Annotated in this window: 13 protein-coding genes and 4 pseudogenes; 13 read left to right on the forward strand and 4 right to left on the reverse strand. The window is 36.4% G+C overall.

Annotated features, from left to right (window positions below):
• Nucleotides 1–77 precede the first annotated feature (77 nt).
• The 3 genes and pseudogenes from J6L97_RS03595 to J6L97_RS03605 all read left to right on the forward strand — a co-directional run bounded on the left by J6L97_RS03595 (nucleotide 78) and on the right by J6L97_RS03605 (nucleotide 2345).
• The gene (locus J6L97_RS03595) at nucleotides 78–935 is read left to right on the forward strand and encodes an IS982 family transposase (RefSeq protein ID WP_118992340.1); all 858 of its coding nucleotides are present in this window, start codon (nucleotides 78–80) and stop codon (nucleotides 933–935) included.
• Between the two features lie 53 nt (nucleotides 936–988).
• Nucleotides 989–1979, forward strand: a pseudogene (locus tag J6L97_RS03600) (aldose epimerase family protein).
• 132 nt (nucleotides 1980–2111) lie between these two features.
• Nucleotides 2112–2345: a hypothetical protein gene (locus tag J6L97_RS03605; protein WP_054833082.1), complete on the forward strand. Its 234-nt coding sequence runs from the start codon at nucleotides 2112–2114 to the stop codon at nucleotides 2343–2345.
• A 56-nt stretch (nucleotides 2346–2401) separates the two neighbouring features.
• Here the strand turns inward: J6L97_RS03605 and J6L97_RS03610 are convergent.
• The 3 genes and pseudogenes from J6L97_RS03610 to J6L97_RS03620 all read right to left on the reverse strand — a co-directional run.
• Nucleotides 2402–3091 (reverse strand): annotated as a pseudogene (locus J6L97_RS03610) (substrate-binding domain-containing protein); the annotation flags it as partial.
• 92 nt (nucleotides 3092–3183) lie between these two features.
• The gene (locus tag J6L97_RS03615; RefSeq protein WP_123811765.1) at nucleotides 3184–4218 is read right to left on the reverse strand and encodes an IS30 family transposase; all 1035 of its coding nucleotides are present in this window, start codon (nucleotides 4216–4218) and stop codon (nucleotides 3184–3186) included.
• An 86-nt stretch (nucleotides 4219–4304) separates the two neighbouring features.
• Nucleotides 4305–4535, reverse strand: coding sequence for a LacI family DNA-binding transcriptional regulator (locus J6L97_RS03620; RefSeq protein WP_151388759.1), 231 nt, complete (start codon nucleotides 4533–4535; stop codon nucleotides 4305–4307).
• A gap of 185 nt (nucleotides 4536–4720) precedes the next feature.
• On the opposite strand from J6L97_RS03620, the gene J6L97_RS03625 reads away from it, so the two are divergent.
• From J6L97_RS03625 to J6L97_RS03660, 8 genes and pseudogenes are all read left to right on the forward strand, one after another.
• Nucleotides 4721–5977, forward strand: coding sequence for an extracellular solute-binding protein (locus tag J6L97_RS03625; RefSeq protein WP_057726979.1), 1257 nt, complete (start codon nucleotides 4721–4723; stop codon nucleotides 5975–5977).
• Between the two features lie 12 nt (nucleotides 5978–5989).
• Nucleotides 5990–6865: a carbohydrate ABC transporter permease gene (locus J6L97_RS03630; RefSeq protein WP_054833004.1), complete on the forward strand. Its 876-nt coding sequence runs from the start codon at nucleotides 5990–5992 to the stop codon at nucleotides 6863–6865.
• Nucleotides 6866–6879: 14 nt separating this feature from the next.
• A complete protein-coding gene (locus J6L97_RS03635; protein ID WP_054833003.1) occupies nucleotides 6880–7713 on the forward strand; it encodes a carbohydrate ABC transporter permease in 834 nt (277 codons plus the stop codon).
• Between the two features lie 26 nt (nucleotides 7714–7739).
• Nucleotides 7740–8852, forward strand: a complete 1113-nt coding sequence (locus J6L97_RS03640) for an ABC transporter ATP-binding protein (RefSeq protein WP_005719533.1) — start codon at nucleotides 7740–7742, stop codon at nucleotides 8850–8852.
• Between the two features lie 9 nt (nucleotides 8853–8861).
• Nucleotides 8862–11063 (forward strand): alpha-galactosidase, encoded by a 2202-nt coding sequence (locus J6L97_RS03645; protein WP_057726980.1) that lies wholly within the window; start codon nucleotides 8862–8864, stop codon nucleotides 11061–11063.
• A gap of 11 nt (nucleotides 11064–11074) precedes the next feature.
• Complete coding sequence (gene gtfA, locus J6L97_RS03650; protein WP_057726981.1) at nucleotides 11075–12517, forward strand: sucrose phosphorylase; 1443 nt, start codon at nucleotides 11075–11077, stop codon at nucleotides 12515–12517.
• 173 nt (nucleotides 12518–12690) lie between these two features.
• Nucleotides 12691–13302 carry a GTP pyrophosphokinase gene (locus tag J6L97_RS03655; protein ID WP_191088333.1) on the forward strand — a complete coding sequence of 204 codons (612 nt, stop codon included), beginning with the start codon at nucleotides 12691–12693 and terminating at the stop codon, nucleotides 13300–13302.
• A gap of 6 nt (nucleotides 13303–13308) precedes the next feature.
• Nucleotides 13309–13539, forward strand: a pseudogene (locus tag J6L97_RS03660) (response regulator transcription factor); the annotation flags it as partial.
• Nucleotides 13540–13548: 9 nt separating this feature from the next.
• Here the strand turns inward: J6L97_RS03660 and J6L97_RS03665 are convergent.
• Nucleotides 13549–14406 carry an IS982 family transposase gene (locus J6L97_RS03665; RefSeq protein WP_118992340.1) on the reverse strand — a complete coding sequence of 286 codons (858 nt, stop codon included), beginning with the start codon at nucleotides 14404–14406 and terminating at the stop codon, nucleotides 13549–13551.
• 91 nt (nucleotides 14407–14497) lie between these two features.
• Between J6L97_RS03665 and J6L97_RS03670 the strand changes: the two are divergent.
• Both J6L97_RS03670 and J6L97_RS03675 read left to right on the forward strand, forming a co-directional pair.
• Nucleotides 14498–14947 (forward strand): annotated as a pseudogene (locus tag J6L97_RS03670) (response regulator transcription factor); the annotation flags it as partial.
• Nucleotides 14948–14955: 8 nt separating this feature from the next.
• Nucleotides 14956–16233, forward strand: coding sequence for a sensor histidine kinase (locus J6L97_RS03675; RefSeq protein WP_057726990.1), 1278 nt, complete (start codon nucleotides 14956–14958; stop codon nucleotides 16231–16233).
• The last annotated feature ends 17 nt before the right edge of the window (nucleotides 16234–16250 follow it).

The following is a 16250-nucleotide window of genomic DNA, read 5'->3' on the forward strand; positions in this document are numbered from 1 at the left end:
CGTTTTAGTTAATAAAAAAGTCCAATCTTGTTAGACTCGACTTGTAAATAGTAATAATAGAAAAGAGTCTGATCTGATTGAACTGCCTTAAGCTTAAGCGTTTTAGCCACCATTTACAAGTTAGTTTTAAAGATTTAGTGATAATTTGTCGGCACTGGTATCGTTTGTATGCACCGGCTGAGTTTACTCATCGGCGAAATATTGATCAAATTAAAACTACGGACAGTCTGATTTTGGCTTTACTTATCTGGCAAGCTAAGACAGGAATTGAATCACAAAGAAGATTCTGTGAATGTTTCAATTGTTTATCACACTCACGTTTTAATCGGCGTTCACGTCAGCTATTGCAATTGATTTATCAGATACGGCAAGAAATGAATAAAAAGGTTGACCTGAATGGACATTTCTTGATCATTGACAGCTTTCCGGTACCTGTTTGCCAACCAATTCGCAACTATCGTGCTAAAATTTTTCGCGGTTATGCCAACATTGGTTATAAGGCCACCAAGAAAATTTACTTCTATGGTTTCAAAGTTCATGCCATTGTTAGCGATGACGGTTACATTCTTGATTATGTCGTAACAAAAGCATCAGTTCATGATGCCAAGGAGACAGTTGAACTGATGGAAAATGCACATCCATCTAATTACTATCTTCTTGGCGACGAAGGCTATTTAGGCAAAGAACTGCATCAACAGCTAAAACAAATGGGTTATGAACTTTGGACACCATATCGTAAAAATATGACAGGAGCTAAAAAGCACAATGATCATCAATTGATGGCTATTCGCAGAACAATTGAAAGCGACTTTTCGCTTCTGACCTATTACAATGCCGAGAACAATCGAGCACGTAGTCTGATAGGCTTTCAAAGCCGGTTGGAAATTGCAATTTTAGCTTATAATTTGGCTTATTGTCTAGAACGATTTAACTAGCACCACGCGTTTTATAATATTTATGAAAGCGAATACAAAAGAAGGGCAAGAGTATGAAGACAAGTTTTAGAAAATATGGCAGAAAAGATAATAAAGATCTTTGTGAAATCACACTAGAGAATGATCACGGTATGGTAGTTAAGGTATTGAACTATGGTGCTACATTGGAAAAGGTGTGATGGTGAGAATATGATTTTGTCACTGGATAAGCCAGAAGATTACGACAAGGAGCGTAATTATCTAGGCGGTACGGTTGGACGTATTGCCGGAAGAGTGAGACGAGGTTTATGGCGGCACGGCTTAGAATTACATCAATTACCAATCAATGAAGGGCCTAACCACATTCATGGTGGTATTGGGACTGATACTGAAATTTGGGATTTTAGACCTAGTTGTAATGAAAAAGGTGCTCGTGTTGATTTAACACTTTTTGATCCAGATGGGCATAATGATTATCCTGGTAATTTAAAATTACACGCTCGTTATGAGTTAGATAATAACAATATTCTGCATTATTCATTGGGTGCCATGAGTGATAAGCTGACTATTTTTAATCCGGTTAACCATACTTTCTTCACATTAGGTGAAAAGAAAACGATTAATGACTTGCAACTGCAAATGAATGCTGATTATTATATTCCAGTTGATGAGACTGGCTTGCCTGATCGTGGTATGGAAAAAGCTGATGGAACAGCATTCGATTTTAGAAAGAAGAAGCGAGTTGGTGATGCATTGGAAGCTGATGATCCGCAAATTAAGAACCGCGATGGAATGGATCATCCATTTATCTTGGATGGCAATATGCCAAATGCAGTGCTAACTTCTGCTAAACACAAGTTAACGGTAACGACTAATGCTCCATCCTTGATTCTTTATACAGGAAATGGATTTGATCATACTGGTAAATATACGGCTGATTTTGGTCCATATTGCGGGATTACTTTTGAAGCACAAGTGCCGCCAGCAGAGGGTGATGACCTAGGTCGGATCATGCTTTTACCTGGTGAAAAATTTAAGCGTACCGTTGATTGGAAGTTTGAATAAAAATATGGAGAACATCCTTACTGAATGAAGTGGTAGGGATGTTTCCTTCTTTGGATATTATGATTTGATTTTACAAGTAAATCCATATTAATATTTAAAATATTTAGAAATCAACTGAAAGGTATAGTAAAAATGATGACAAACGAAAAGATTATTGCTTTAGTCAAGGAAGAATATCTAAACAAGATTCCAAAAATTTTTCGCAAGCATGCTGTTGAAGGCACTTGCAAGTTAATCGCTAGAGAACATCCCGATTTATACAAGGCTTTTGAAGATGGTGAACCAACCGCAGAAGAAAAACAACAAATGACAGAGTTGATTAACGGGATTTTCGAACAGAAAATGAAAAAGCATAAGATGTTATAAAAAGACGCTGGAATGTAATGATTATTAGATCGCTACATTCTAGCGTTTTTTTGATTTTAATTTTGATTTATTAAACTAACAGGTAGCGTATAAACACTTTCTAATGAAACAGAGGGATCATTAATTTGACGTAAAAGTAAATCGCACATTAATTCAGCAATTTCTTTTGTATGTTGCCGAGCACTAATTAAATTTGGAAAAAGACTTTGAATCAAATGACTACCATCAAATCCTGTGATTAAAGGTACTTTTCCTAAATAATCAGCACATTCTTTAGCTAGTAAAGCTGTAATGTCATCGGTACAACAAATTGCATCATAATCTTTATTCTTTAAAAATTGAAGAATGGCGATTTTTTTAGCAATAATTGAATCACTTGCACTGAGAGAACGAAGATCAAATTTAGCATTAAAAGTATTAAATACACGAATCATTCCTTTGATTCGATCACTTATCGGATAATAATCTTCTTTAGCCCCAGCAATAATAATAATTCTATTTTTCTTTTGCTTTAAAACAGATTGTGCAATTTGCATGCCTGCATCGTAGTTGTTAGATTGAACAGTCGGAATTTGAGGGCTGATTTTACGATCAAAACTAACAATAGGGAATTTTATCTTTAATCTACTTTTAGGAATTTTAATAGGAGAGCTGGTAATCAATCCAGCGATTTCCTTTTGTTTAAATCGCTCTAAATAGTAATTAATATCTTGGGATTGATAGTGATCTAGATGAAGAATACAATCGTATCCTTTTTCCTGTAAATAAAAGGCTAGATATTCAAATAATTCAGAATAAAAAGGATTCCTGAATTGTCAAATTAAGTGCAACAGTTAGGCTATGAGGAAATATATTGCTTGAAGAGTTCTTCTGCTGTGTGATATTGAAGGATTCGACGATGTTTGCGGTTAATGGCATCAGTTGCCTGTTGAACATAAGCAGCTGACTTATCTTTCATGCTTTTGCCTTTAGGGAAGAATTGACGCAGAAGTCCATTGCAGTTCTCATTGGTGCCTCTTTCCCATGGAGAATATGGGTGGGCGAAGTAGATCTGGCAGCCTTTGATCTTGGTCATATCCGCAAACTCAGAGCCATTGTCAAACGTGATCGATTTAAACCAGGCAGGATGTCTGTCAATCTCATTTTGAAGCAGCCTTTGGCATGTGCTTGCCCGATAGTCAGGAATCTTGATAACTACTTCAAAGCGTGTGGTTCTTTCGGTCAAAGTCATTAAAGCAGGCTGATTCTTGCGTCTGACGCCTTTAACCAGATCTCCTTCCCAGTGCAGCGGCGTTTTTCTGTCTTCAATCTCTTTAGGACGCTGTTCAATGGAATTGCCAAGATTCTTCTTGTGCAAAGCATGACCGCTCTGGCCGTGATGACGCTTGTTCCTGCGTCTTTTGAGCTTCATAGGCAGATCAATATTGCTTATGTCCAGCAAGCCCTGATCAATATAGCGATAGACAGTTGGTGTGCTGGGACAAGGGTAGCCTGGCATAGTCCTTTTGAATTCACCAACGAATTCATCGATGCTGGTGGCATCAAATTTAGCTTTGAAGCGTCTGGAGAGCATTCTCAAAAAGACAGCATAATGCTTCAATGGATTGCGCTGATAGCAGTTTTTGCGACGCTTCTCATAATAAAGCTGTGCAGTATCAGCGTAATAGTGCTCATACAATAAATAGCTGCTGTCTCTTTGCAGGACGCTTCCGCGTTTGATTTCGCGACTGATTGTCGACTTATGGCAGCCGACTTCTTGAGCGATAACAGTACGGGAAGTTATGCCGGAATCCAGCATTGCTTGAATTTGTCCACGTTGTACGCTGGTTAATTGATGATAGTGCTTAGAAATGCTAGAATTTGAATTGGTCATGAAGATCTTCCTTTCTTGATTTTTCGTCACTTCAAGTTTAGGTCTTCATGGCCTTTTTGTTTAACACTTGGTGTTGCACTTCAATTTTAAATCCGGGAATAAAAAGGATTATTAATTTTTGGAAAATCAACCTCGATTAAATTTAATTTAGATACAGAGTTGACGGTACCTTTTACTTTATATCCTAATTTTTTTATTGCTTCTTTAACCTTAAGAGCAGATTCAATACCTACATATCCATTTTGATTAATATATCTTGAAACTGTTGCTATCGAAACGTTTGCTTCTTTAGCTATATCTTTAATAGTAACTACCATATTTTTTCACTTCCTTATGTAAATATTACACATTTAAAATCCTATATCATAGTATTTTGACTTATTTAAATGTGTAAATTTGTGTAAATCCAGTGAAAACTGTAAATAGAAGTGTATGATGTAATTGTAAATATGATAGCGCTTACTTAAAGAGAGCGATATTTGATCAAGAGGAGTGAAAATTTATGAAAAAGTGGCTAAAAAGAATAGCTTTAATTAGCTTAGTCGCTACGATGGCTTTAAGTTTGACAGCTTGTGGTCAAAATAAAAGCAGCAATTCTGGTAAAAAAGTGACAATTGAGTACTTTAACCAGAAAAAAGAAATGTCAGCAACTTTGAAAGAAATTATCAAAGACTTTGAAAAGAAAAATCCTGATATTCATGTTAAAGAAGTTGACGTTCCTAATGCAGGTACGGTTTTGAAGACAAGAATGCTTTCAGGAGATGTTCCTGATGTAATTAATATTTACCCACAAAATATTGATTTTCAGGAATGGGCAAAAGCAGGTTATTTTGAAGATATGACTCATGCTTCATATATTAAAAACATTAAAAATCACTATGCTGATTCTTTTAAAATTAACGGTAAGATTTACAACGCACCACTTAGTGCCAACGTTTACGGTTTCTTCTATAATGCAACTGAATTTAAGAGATTAGGAATTAAAGCTCCTAAGACTTGGGCTGAATTTGAACAAATTGTTAAAAAAATCAAGGCTAGTGGCAAGGCACCATTTGCTGTAGCTGGTACTGAACCTTGGACTTTAAACGGATATCACCAATTATCTTTAGCTACTGTTACAGGTGGTGCTAAGCAAGCTAACCAATTACTTAGGTTCTCAGCGCCTAACGGCATTAAAGTAAACAATCCTTATATTCAAAAAGATTTTACTAGATTGAACTTACTTCGTGAAAATGCACAACAAAATTGGCGTGGTGCTAGTTACAACGATGCTGTTGTTTCATTTGCTAATGGTAAAAGCTTGATTATGCCAAACGGTTCATGGGCATTACCTATGATCAATCAACAAAAGCCAAAATTTAAGGTTAGAACATTTGCTTTTCCAGCAGCAAAGGCTGGTCATGAAATGACAGTTGGTTCAGGCGACTTAGCTTTGTCTATTTCATCAAAGAGTAAGCACAAAAAGGCAGCAGAAAAGTTTGTAGCATATATGACAACACCTGCTGCAATGCAAAAGTACTATAACGTTGATGGAAGTCCTGTAGCCGTTAAAGGTGTAAAGCAAAAGGGAATTAATTCTCAATTGGGAGGCTTGTCTACTTTGGCTTTCACTAAACACGATATGGTTTGGTTAGCACAAGACTGGACTAGTGAGAATGATTTCTTCAATTTGACGGCTAGTTACCTGATGACTGGTAATAAGCAACAAATGGTAAATGATATGAACACCTTCTTCAATCCAATGAAGGCTTCTAACTAGGAGGGGTAAAAAATGAAATCAAAAAGTTTTATTGAAAAACATTGGGGTTGGTTGTTTTTAATCGTTCCATTGATTTTACAAGCAATTTTCTTCTATTTTCCATTAATTCAAGGTGCATTTTATAGTTTTACTAATTGGACTGGTTTGACTTACAACTATAAGTTTGTTGGGATTAATAACTATAAATTACTGTTGATGGATCGAAATTTTGCTAAATCCATTGGTTTTACTGCAATTCTAACTATTTCATTGATTATTGGTGAAATTGTAATAGGTATTTTAGTAGCTAGAGCATTAAACTCAAAGATCAAGGGTCAAACATTCTTTAGAGCCTGGTTCTTCTTCCCAGCTGTATTGTCGGGTTTGACAGTTGCTTTGATTTTTAAGCAAGTATTCAATTATGGTTTGCCAGCAATTGGTAATGCACTTCATATTGAATGGCTTCAAACAAGTTTATTAGGTACTAATACTGGTGCGGTAATTGCAACTATTTTCGTTTTGCTTTGGCAAGGTGTGGCAATGCCAATCATTATCTTTTTAGCGGGTTTACAAAGTATTCCCGATGAAATTAAAGAAGCTGCGGAGATGGACGGTGCTAATAGTCGTCAAATCTTCTGGAACATTGAATTGCCATACATGTTACCAAGTATTTCAATGGTCTTTATTTTGGCATTAAAGTCAGGTTTGACAGCTTTCGATCAAATCTTTGCAATGACTGCGGGTGGTCCTAACAACTCAACTACTTCACTTGGTTTGCTGGTTTATAACTATGCGTTTAACAATAACTCATTTGGTTACGCCAACGCGATTGCCATTGTCTTGTTCATCTTAATTGCTATTGTTTCATTCATTCAAATTAAGATTTCTAACAAGTATGCCGTTGATTAAAGAGGAGTATCAAAATGGAAAAAGAAAATAAATCAAAGAAGTTTTGGGATTATGCTTTACTGATTGTCGGTGGAATTCTGATTTTAATTCCATTGCTCTATACATTTTTAAGTTCATTTAAGACAACTAAGCAAATTATGAATCATTTCTTTGCTTGGCCAAATCCATGGACAACAGCTAACTTTCAAAGATTGTTTGCGGATGGAGTAATGGGTTACTTCTGGAACTCAATTGTCATTACGGTTTTATCAATTGTCTTAGTAATGATTTTCGTCCCAATGGCTGCTTACTCTATTGCTAGAAATATGTCAAAACATACAGCTTTTAATTGGATGTATATCTTGCTAATCAATGGTATCTTCGTACCATTCCAAGTAATTATGATTCCAATTACTGTCATGATGAGTAAGATTGGCTTAGCTAATATGTGGGGCTTGATTATTCTGTATTTAACTTATGCAGTTCCACAAACATTGTTCCTTTATGTAAGCTATATCAAACAGAGTGTTCCTGAAAGTTTGGATGAAGCAGCAGAAATTGACGGTGCTAATAAGATTACCGCATATTTCAAGATTATCTTCCCATTATTAAAACCAATGCATGCAACAACATTAATCATTAATGCAATGTGGTTCTGGAATGACTTTATGCTTCCACTGTTAATCTTGAACAAAGATTCAAAGATGTGGACATTGCCATTGTTCCAATACAACTATACAGGCCAGTATTTCAACGATTACGGTCCAAGTTTTGCTTCATATGTAGTAGGTATCATCACAATTACAATTGTTTACTTAATTTTCCAAAAGAATATTATTGCCGGTATGAGTAACGGTGCTGTGAAGTAGTTAAGAATAGAGACGAGGTTTTAACAATGGTTAAGGTAGATTTAGATCACGTATATAAAAAGTATGATGGTAATGATAAGTATTCAGTAACGGACTTTAATTTACATATTAAAGACGATGAATTTATCGTTTTTGTTGGGCCATCTGGGTGTGGTAAATCAACTACTTTAAGAATGATTGCTGGACTAGAGGATATTTCAAAGGGTACTTTGAAAATTGGTGGTAAAGTTATGAACGATGTTGCTCCAAAGAACCGTGACATTGCAATGGTATTCCAGAACTATGCTTTGTATCCTCACATGTCTGTTTATGACAACATGGCCTTTGGTTTGAAGTTGCGTAAGTATAGCAAGGAAGATATTGATAAGCGAGTACAACGTGCTGCAAAGATCTTGGGCTTGACAGATTACTTAAAGCGTAAGCCATCAGCACTTTCTGGTGGTCAACGTCAGCGTGTTGCTTTGGGACGTGCGATTGTGCGGGATGCTCCAATCTTTTTAATGGACGAACCTTTGTCAAACTTGGATGCTAAGCTTCGTGTAACAATGCGTGCCGAGATTGCTAAACTACACCAACAATTGAAGACAACTACTATTTATGTAACTCACGATCAAACTGAAGCTATGACCTTAGCTGATAGAATTGTCATTATTAAGGATGGTAAGCAACAACAAGTTGGTAGTCCACTTGAAGTATATAACAAACCAGCTAATGTCTTTGTTGCTGGTTTTATCGGTTCGCCTGCTATGAACTTCTTCCATGTAATTTTAAAGGATGGCAAGATCATTGATAAAGATAATCATGACTTTGAAATTCCAGTTCCAGAAGGTAAGTTAAAGGCATTAAAAGAAAAAGGATATGACGGAAAAGAGTTGATCTTTGGTATACGTCCAGAAGATGTTCATACTGAGCAAGTATTTTTAGAAACCTATCCAGACAATGTTGTTGAAGCTAAAGTGGTAGTTTCAGAATTGTTAGGTGCTGAAACTCAGCTTTATACTAAAGTTGGTAATACTGAATTGGTATCGAAGGTAGACCAAAGAGACTATGCTAAGCCTGGCAATATGGTAAAGATGGGCTTTGAAATGAATAAGGCGCACTTCTTTGATCCTGAAACTGAAGTAGCAGTTGAGAACTGAGGTTAAGTAATGACTAAAAACTTAATTACATTTGATGAAAAAAATAAAGTTTTTCATTTGCATAATGACCAAATTTCATATCTGATTTCAATTGAAGATGGTGGCACACTAAGTCACTTGTATTTCGGTAAAAGTATCAAAGCGTATCATGGTGAATTGCGGTACCCACGACTTGATCGAGGCTTTTCAGGTAATTTACCCGGATCATTAGATCGTACTTTTTCAAAAGATTCTTTGCTACAAGAATACAGTAGTGCAGGCGAAATGGACTTTAGAACGCCAGCAATGATTGTGCGCCAACCAGACGGTTCTAATGCAGTATTTTTAACCTATAAAAATTATCAAATTGTGCCAGGAAAGCCTGAACTAAAAGGTTTGCCTCATGCATGGGTAAAGAATAAGGATGAAGCTGAAACTTTAATCATTACTTTAAAAGATAAGTTTAGTGAGCTGAGATTTGACTTGCTTTATACAATTTATCGTGATCGTTCGGTAATTGTGCGTTCGACTAAAGTTAGAAATGCTGGCAAGGAAATGGTAAAAATTGAAAAAGTAGCTTCGATGCAAATGGATTTCGTAGATCGTGACTTTGACATGATTACACTGCCAGGTGCCCATGCGCATGAAAGACGGGTTGAACGAAACAAGGTTAATCAAGGAATTCATGTTTATTCCAGCATTCGCGGCACTTCAAGTCACCAAATGAATCCATTTGTTGCTTTAGTTGATCAAGATACAAATGAATTTGCTGGGGATGCATATGGTTTCGCCTTTGTTTACTCTGGCAATCACAAGTTTGAAGTAGAAAAAGATCCGTATGCGCAAACCAGGATTGTTGTTGGCATTAATGATTACAACTTTAGCTGGATGCTAAATGCGCAAGAGAGTTTCCAAACACCTGAAGTATTAATGGTTTATTCAGATCAAGGTTTGAATAAGATGAGCCAAGCTTTCCATAGTATCATTCATGATCGCATTATGCGAAGCAAATACAAAGATCAGGTTCGGCCAATTGTGGTGAATAACTGGGAAGCAACTTACTTCGATTTTGATGAAGATAAGTTAAAGCCAATTGTTGATAAGGCTAAGGAATTAGGCATTGAGATGTTTGTGCTTGATGATGGTTGGTTTGGCCATCGCGATGATGATAATTCTTCCTTGGGCGATTGGCAGGTCTTTGAGAAAAAATTCCCTCATGGCCTAGACCACTTTGCCAATTACGTTCATCAGCAAGGGCTTAAGTTTGGTTTGTGGTTTGAACCAGAGATGATCTCAATTGATTCTAATTTGTATCAAAAGCATCCCGATTATTTGATGCATGTTCCTGGAAGAACACCAAGTCCAGCTCGTAACCAATACTTGCTTGATTTAGGCCGAGCAGAAGTACGTAATAATATTTTTGACCAAATGAAAGCAATTCTTGACTCAGGCAAGATTGACTACATTAAGTGGGATATGAATCGCCACTTGTCTGATATTTACCAAGCTGATTTGCCAGCAGATCGACAAGGTGAAGTCTATCACCGTTATGTATTAGGTCTATATAATTTACTTGAAAAAATTGTTGATCGTTATCCTGACCTCTTAATTGAAGGTTGCTCAGGTGGTGGCGGACGCTTTGATGCAGGCATGGCCTATTACAACCCACAAATCTGGGCTAGTGATGATAGTGATGCAATTGATCGCTTAAGCATTCAATATGGCACTAGTTTAGTCTATCCACAATCAATGATGACTTCACATGTTTCGGTTAGTCCTAATGAGCAAAATGGCCGGATTACGCCGTTTAAGACGCGTGGTATTGTCGCAATGTGGGGGGATTTAGGTTACGAGCTTGATTTAACTAAGTTAAGTGAAGCCGATCAAAATGCCGTTGCTAAACAAGTCGCAGAATATAAGAAGATTAGGAAAATTACGCAATATGGCACATTTTATCGTCTAAAGGATGCACAAACGAGTAATCAATGTGTTTGGGAAACTGTTTCACCTGATAAAAATGAGTTTGTCCTGTCAACTGTTAAGGTGATGGCTAGTGCCCAACCATATTTCACTAAGACTAAATTGATGGGTCTTGATCCAAATAAACAGTATGAAGATCAAACCACGCATCAAGTTTATGGTGGCGATGAGCTGATGAATCTCGGAATCTATGATCCTGTTGAACATGGCGATTTTATGGCTTATATGTATCATTTTAAAGCAATTGACTGAGGAAGATAGTTATGCCGATAAAGAACAAAGTAATGTTGATTACTTATCCTGACAGTTTGGGTAAAAATCTGAAAGAATTAAATGAAGTTTTGCACGAGGACTTGAAGGATGCGGTTGGTGGAATTCACCTGTTGCCATTTTTTCCATCAACTGGTGATCGCGGCTTTGCTCCAACTGACTACACGACAGTAGATCCTAAATTTGGCGATTGGTCAGACGTTGAGAAGTTAGGCGAAGAATATTACTTAATGTTTGACTTTATGATTAATCATATTTCGCGCCATTCCAAGTATTATGAAGATTTCCAAAAGAATAAAGACCAAAGTCCTTATGCAGATTTATTCTTAAGCTGGGATAAATTCTGGCCAAAAGGTCGTCCGACCAAAGAAGATGTGGACTTAATCTATAAAAGAAAAGATCGTGCCCCATATCAAGAAATTACTTTTGCCGATGGGACGAAAGAAAAACTTTGGAATACTTTTGGTCCGGAACAAATTGATCTTGATGTGCGTAAGCGAGTAACACAAAAATTTATTAAAGAGACCTTAGTTAGCCTAATTCATCACGGAGCCGATATTATTCGATTGGATGCCTTTGCTTATGCTGTCAAAAAGCTAGATAGTAATGATTTCTTCGTAGAACCAGAAATCTGGGATTTGCTTAAGCAAGTACAAGATGATATTGCCGATGAAGGTGCAACAATTTTACCAGAAATTCATGAACACTATTCAATGCCGTTCAAGATTGCTAAACATGGTTACTTTATCTATGATTTTGCTTTGCCAATGGTAACCTTGTATTCACTGTATTCTGGTAAAAGCAATCGCTTGGCAGCTTGGCTGAAAAAGTGTCCAATGAAACAGTTTACGACTTTGGATACACATCACGGAATAGGTGTAGTTGATGCCCGTGATATTCTCTCTCCTGAAGAAATCAATTATACCAGTCAAGAGCTCTATCAAGTTGGCGCTAATGTAAAGAAGAAGTATTCTAGTGCTGAATACCATAATCTTGATATCTACCAAATTAATACTACTTTTTACTCTGCTTTAGGCGATGATGACCAGAAATACTTCATGGCACGGTTATTGCAAGTCTTTGCGCCAGGGATCCCGCAAGTTTATTACGTGGGGATGCTGGCTGGCAAGAATGATCTTGAATTACTAGAAAAAACTAAGGAAGGACGCAACATTAATCGGCATTATTATAGTCGCCAAGAAGTAGCTGAAGAAGTTAAACGTCCGGTAGTTAGTTCACTCTTAAAATTATTTACTTTTAGAAATACTGAACCTGCCTTCGATCTTGATGGTTCAATTGAAATTTCTACTCCAAATGAAAATGAAATCCAAATTATTCGTAAAAATAAAGAGCAAACTAGTCAAGCAGAATTAAAGGCTAATTTAAAAGATTTAACTTATCAAGTTGTAGTTAATGGCAAAGAGGTTAAATTTTAATTTTCCCCCCCTAGATCAAAATTAATAATAGCAATATAAATAAGCAATCCTGCTCAATTTGAGTATAGGTTGCTTATTTTGGTTACTAACAACTTATCACAAAATAAATTAGCTTTATTCAAATAAAAATCAAATAATCTTGTTATGCTTAAAGAGGGAAGAAGGGATAAATGTTGAATATTTACGGGAAATACGCCCCAACTTTAGATAAATTGCTTGGCCAAATGATGGCGCAGTTTGAGCAGTTAAATAAAAATTATGAAAAAGAACACGGCGAACGACTTTATGAACATTTACGTGGTCGGGTAAAAAGTGAAGCTAGTATGGAAGGTAAATGCCAAAGAAAAAATTTACCATTGACGCCACAATCAGCTTTGCGTGTTAACCGTGATAGTGTTGGTCTCCGTGTAGTTTGCAATTTTATTGATGATATTTATACTTGCATTGACTTTATTAAACAATGGGCTAATGTCAGTGTCTATCAGGAAAAAGATTATATTACTAATGCTAAACCGAACGGTTATCGTTCATATCATATGATTCTTGATGTGACTATACCCGATGAGGATGTTGACGGTAATATACCGGGTCATTATTTTGTTGAAGTGCAGCTAAGAACTATCGCCATGGATACTTGGGCAAGTCTAGAACATGAAATGAAATACAAGCACAAGATTAAGAATCCTGAGATGATTGGCGAAGAATTAAAAAGAGTAGCAGATGAATTAGCTTCTTGTGATGTATCAATGCAGACGATTCGACAATTAATTAGGGAAGAGGATTAGTAATTAATGAAGATTTTAGTAGCAGAAGATGAACCACAGCTATTGCGTGTTTTAACCGCTGCCATGGAACATGCTGGTTATGATGTTGATCCAGTAGACAATGGACTAAAGGCAGTAGAACATGCTAAAGAAAATTCTTATGACGTAATTATGTTAGATATCATGATGCCAGTCATGGATGGAATTACTGCTTTGAAAAAGATCCGTGAGAGTGGCGACAAGACTTATATTTTAATACGCGTGGTGCTAGTTAAATCGTTCTAGACAATAAGCCAAATTATAAGCTAAAATTGCAATTTCCAACCGGCTTTGAAAGCCTATCAGACTACGTGCTCGATTGTTCTCGGCATTGTAATAGGTCAGAAGCGAAAAGTCGCTTTCAATTGTTCTGCGAATAGCCATCAATTGATGATCATTGTGCTTTTTAGCTCCTGTCATATTTTTACGATATGGTGTCCAAAGTTCATAACCCATTTGTTTTAGCTGTTGATGCAGTTCTTTGCCTAAATAGCCTTCGTCGCCAAGAAGATAGTAATTAGATGGATGTGCATTTTCCATCAGTTCAACTGTCTCCTTGGCATCATGAACTGATGCTTTTGTTACGACATAATCAAGAATGTAACCGTCATCGCTAACAATGGCATGAACTTTGAAACCATAGAAGTAAATTTTCTTGGTGGCCTTATAACCAATGTTGGCATAACCGCGAAAAATTTTAGCACGATAGTTGCGAATTGGTTGGCAAACAGGTACCGGAAAGCTGTCAATGATCAAGAAATGTCCATTCAGGTCAACCTTTTTATTCATTTCTTGCCGTATCTGATAAATCAATTGCAATAGCTGACGTGAACGCCGATTAAAACGTGAGTGTGATAAACAATTGAAACATTCACAGAATCTTCTTTGTGATTCAATTCCTGTCTTAGCTTGCCAGATAAGTAAAGCCAAAATCAGACTGTCCGTAGTTTTAATTTGATCAATATTTCGCCGATGAGTAAACTCAGCCGGTGCATACAAACGATACCAGTGCCGACAAATTATCACTAAATCTTTAAAACTAACTTGTAAATGGTGGCTAAAACGCTTAAGCTTAAGGCAGTTCAATCAGATCAGACTCTTTTCTATTATTACTATTTACAAGTCGAGTCTAACAAGATTGGACTTTTTTATTAACTAAAACGATTTAACTAGCACCACGCGTATTTTAATGTTGACCGCTAAGGCCGAGGTTGATGACCGAGTAACTGGACTTGATAGTGGTGCTGATGATTATTTGACTAAGCCGTTTTCACTTAAGGAATTGCTAGCACGGCTGCGTTCAAAAGAACGTCGAGAAGATGATTTTACACCTAATAAATTGGAATTAGGGGATGTAACTTTAAATGTATCTAAGCAAGAGTTAGTTAGTCATAACTCAATTCGTTTGAGCGGAACTGAGACTCAGTTGATGAATTATTTTTTATTAAATCAAAATAAGGAATTATCAACGGAAGAATTGCTTAATCATGTTTGGAAAAATGATATTGATGCAAACGCTGATGTAGTTTGGATTTATATTTCATACTTGCGACAAAAACTGAAGTCAATTCAAAGTTCAGTTCGAATTGAAGGCGATAAGGGTGGCTCGTATAAGTTAGTTAAGTAGGTGAGCAGATGATTCAAAAATTTCGTTGGAAGTTTATTGGTACTTCTGTTGCTGCCTTATTGGTAGTCCTATTGTTGACCTTAGGCGGCTTAGTTTGGGTGACTCATGTTCAAAGTCAAAATGAAGTCGATCGGGTGCTGACAGCTTTAGTTAAAAATGAAGGACGTTTATCACCTAAAAATGCCAAGCCAGCTTTTGGTGACCAACGCGATCCAATTAATCGCAATTTTTTAGGTGGACAATATAATCCTGAAGCGGTTTATCAGTATCGCTATTTTGCAGTAATGATTGATGAAAGTCATCGCGTACATGTGATCAACGATAATAATGTTTACAAGGTTAATAATTCTAAGATTCAGAATATTACCAGAGCAGCTTTAGAAAATGGAGACAAAAGCGGTGTAGTCGCCCTAGGGCAAAATCAATATACCTTCAGAGTTGCTAAAAATTCTACTGGTGAAACGATGATTGTCTTTTTAAATGAGACCCTAATTTTTAATCGTTTTTGGTTATTATTCAGGGTAGCTTTAGTTTTAGGATTAGGAGCTTTGATTGTCTTCGCTTTAGTTTTGATTTTAGTTTCAGGTAAAGCAATCAAGCCTACTGTTGATGCTTATCATAAGCAGCAGGAGTTTATTACTAATGCTGGTCATGAATTAAAAACACCATTAGCAGTTATTTCAGCGAATACAGAAATGGAAGAGATGCTTGGCAATAATTCTGAATGGAATGAAAGCAATAAAGAACAAGTAGCAAAATTAACCAAATTAATTAATCGTTTGATTTCGTTAGCTCGTACCGGCGAGATGGGTGAACTTACCTTAAGTAAAATTGATTTTTCAAAAATTGTTGAAGAAACGACTAAAGATTTTAAATCAGTCATGAAGAAGAATGACTTAGTTTATCAAGTATCGGTGCGTGAAGGGCTGAATGTTTTAGCTGAAAAACATACTTTAGCTGAGATAGTTAACATCCTATTGGACAATGCCCAGAAATATTGTGATCCTCATGGCAAGATTCAGGTAAAATTGACTAAAGGTGGTACCTTAAGTAAATATGCAGTTTTGCGGGTAGAAAATACTTATCGTGAAGGTAAAGGCAAAGACTATAGTCATTTCTTTGATCGCTTTTATCGTGATGATAAGTCACATAATTCTAAGAAAGGTGGCTTTGGCATTGGTCTAGCCATGGCACAAGAATTAGTGGAAGCTTTTCATGGTAAAATTTCGGCCCACCATAAAGGTGAAGACATTGTTTTTACTGTTAGTTTAAAAATTGCTAAATGATTATTCTGTGATAGTTG

Origin of the sequence: Lactobacillus crispatus, from assembly GCF_018987235.1 — a bacterium.
Classification (GTDB): Bacteria; Bacillota; Bacilli; order Lactobacillales; family Lactobacillaceae; genus Lactobacillus; species Lactobacillus crispatus.

What these genes read in the sequence shown, in the direction of transcription:
- J6L97_RS03605 (WP_054833082.1), top strand. Translation starts at nt 2,112, where the DNA reads ATGATGACAAACGAAAAGATTATTGCTTTAGTCAAGGAAGAATATCTA.
- J6L97_RS03615 (WP_123811765.1), bottom strand. Translation starts at nt 4,218, where the DNA reads ATGACCAATTCAAATTCTAGCATTTCTAAGCACTATCATCAATTAACC.
- J6L97_RS03620 (WP_151388759.1), bottom strand. Translation starts at nt 4,535, where the DNA reads ATGGTAGTTACTATTAAAGATATAGCTAAAGAAGCAAACGTTTCGATA.
- J6L97_RS03625 (WP_057726979.1), top strand. Translation starts at nt 4,721, where the DNA reads ATGAAAAAGTGGCTAAAAAGAATAGCTTTAATTAGCTTAGTCGCTACG.
- J6L97_RS03630 (WP_054833004.1), top strand. Translation starts at nt 5,990, where the DNA reads ATGAAATCAAAAAGTTTTATTGAAAAACATTGGGGTTGGTTGTTTTTA.
- J6L97_RS03635 (WP_054833003.1), top strand. Translation starts at nt 6,880, where the DNA reads ATGGAAAAAGAAAATAAATCAAAGAAGTTTTGGGATTATGCTTTACTG.
- J6L97_RS03640 (WP_005719533.1), top strand. Translation starts at nt 7,740, where the DNA reads ATGGTTAAGGTAGATTTAGATCACGTATATAAAAAGTATGATGGTAAT.
- J6L97_RS03645 (WP_057726980.1), top strand. Translation starts at nt 8,862, where the DNA reads ATGACTAAAAACTTAATTACATTTGATGAAAAAAATAAAGTTTTTCAT.
- gtfA (WP_057726981.1), top strand. Translation starts at nt 11,075, where the DNA reads ATGCCGATAAAGAACAAAGTAATGTTGATTACTTATCCTGACAGTTTG.
- J6L97_RS03675 (WP_057726990.1), top strand. Translation starts at nt 14,956, where the DNA reads ATGATTCAAAAATTTCGTTGGAAGTTTATTGGTACTTCTGTTGCTGCC.